The following is a 1,934-nucleotide window of genomic DNA, read 5'->3' as shown; positions in this document are numbered from 1 at the left end:
GTATAATCATTAATAAAATCAGTAGCCTATTATACATCATATTGTAATAGCCAGGTCTGAGAGACTCATATTGAGTTATGTCAATACCTGCATATATAGAAGTTAAAAAAATTAGCATTATCAAAACCTAACCTTAGTCTACCTACTACAAGTTAAAGACCCAGTCCATAAAAGCAACTATTCTGTGCATCAATGCGAGCTTGTTCTTTATCGTTAATCACAATATCAATTCCACCTCAATAGTGACTAAAAGCAACTACTACCGCATTGACTATATGCTACTGCTATCGCCCCGACAGCAATTCCAGCACCTAACAGTTGAACAGGAAACGTCACGATATCTACTGCCATAGCAACAGGTAAAAGTACTACGCCAAACTTATTAGCATTGCTACTGGTTTTCCACTTATAAGTCAGCTGAATATTCAAAGGCTGCTTTAGCTTATAATTCACTTCGTTAATATTCTGTACTGCAGAAGCGACCGTCAATTTAATATTTACTGCACGTTGACAAATTAAATTTTGTTGTTCAGCAACAACGGCCGTTTTGCATTCAAAGCCAAAACTTTCTAATTGTGACTGCTCGTTAAGCTTTAGCACATTGATTGGCTTAGCATAGATTAAGCCGATATTTGCTGGTACGTTTTTAATCTGATTTGATTCATCGCTTTTTACATCGAGAACTAACTTTTTAGACTCAGCCTGTGTCTTTTTCTGCACATCTTGATTTGAGTATGAGGGATTAGTATCGATATATAATGAGCCTAAATCAACTTGTGTGAAAATCCTCTTAAATAGATCTGATGAGGTGTCAGCAGAGACCACAGGTTGCACTAAAAAGCTGTAGTTTTTACCTGCCAAAATCATAGCATCCTCATAGCCCTGTATTGACTTATTGGGATATCCCACTGCAATGACACTCTCAGATAAGACCTTTTTTGTGTGATTTTTCGTTTTGTTACTTTGGGTATAATCTGAAAGAGTAGTAGTCGCGCAACCATTTAATACGATTGATGATCCTAAAAGCGTTACGAGCAATAGAGACAGTTTTTTCATACATATAATCCGTTTAAGTTATTCAAATAGCAAATGCCTCAGATAATAATACACAACATATGTAGAATTAAAATATTTAATTTTAAAATCTATAAATATGAGATATCGAAAACAAAAAAAGCCGCCTATACACACGTATAGGCGGCTTTTTTACGCCAATCAGAATAGAGAACTTATCTAAAACTTGCTTGATTCACTGTCTTCAAAAATTGCTGTTAAAAAGTTTTCAATCTGAGCACTTTTCATCAAATAAGGATTAAAGTCAGAATCCGCTGAAAAGCTTTTTAAGGCATATTCTTCATCTTCGGCACTTGACGTAAGGTGTTTGGTTACAAACCCATCCCATCGAAGTGATTCTATCTCTTCCACCTTGACAACATTAGGAATAATCTTAAAATGCTCATCAATTATCTTAGCTAGAGCAGAATTGACAGCCGGTCTTGAGCCTTGAATGTTTTGAACAAAGTAACCGTCATTGATCACAAGCGCTGCAACTAACCCACTTTCCTCAAAGTATCTTCGCCACTGCTCAAGAGCACGAGTCAATTCTATACCCGTTTTTAATTCGATGTTTTTACCGATATACGTTAGGCTAATAAGCAGATGCTCGCCATGTCTTTTCCTATTTTCTGTAGGATGACGTGTCGTGATATGCATAATAAAGTCCATTTATATAATATGTATATAAATTAATATACACTTTCTTATAAAGAATAATCAATAAAACTCTTGAGAGTTAACCAATTTGTTATTATCTATTACCTTAGAGTAACACTACAAAAATTGACACAGTCAGCGTGATATATAGTACGCTGACTTTAAAAATGTTATAAAATAAATCAACTAAATGATTATCACTATAAACGACAATGACTTAC

At 34.7% G+C, this 1,934-nt stretch carries 2 protein-coding genes; both read right to left on the bottom strand.

Going from position 1 to position 1,934, the window contains the following annotated elements:
• Nucleotides 1-246 precede the first annotated feature (246 nt).
• Nucleotides 247-1,056 (bottom strand): hypothetical protein, encoded by an 810-nt coding sequence (locus QL982_RS14330; protein ID WP_290166069.1) that lies wholly within the window; start codon nt 1,054-1,056, stop codon nt 247-249.
• 177 nt (nt 1,057-1,233) lie between these two features.
• On the bottom strand, nt 1,234-1,713 hold the full coding sequence (locus QL982_RS14325) for a BLUF domain-containing protein (protein ID WP_290166067.1): 480 nt from the start codon (nt 1,711-1,713) through the stop codon (nt 1,234-1,236).
• Nucleotides 1,714-1,934: the final 221 nt, after the last annotated feature.

It is taken from the genome of Psychrobacter sp. 5A.1, assembly GCF_030407455.1.
Lineage (GTDB): Bacteria > Pseudomonadota > Gammaproteobacteria > Pseudomonadales > Moraxellaceae > Psychrobacter.
This window is presented reverse-complemented; position numbering and strand designations above follow the sequence as displayed.

Excerpts from the sequence above, each read along its gene's own strand:
- QL982_RS14330 (WP_290166069.1), bottom strand. The coding sequence starts at position 1,056 with ATGAAAAAACTGTCTCTATTGCTCGTAACGCTTTTAGGATCATCAATC.
- QL982_RS14325 (WP_290166067.1), bottom strand. The coding sequence starts at position 1,713 with ATGCATATCACGACACGTCATCCTACAGAAAATAGGAAAAGACATGGC.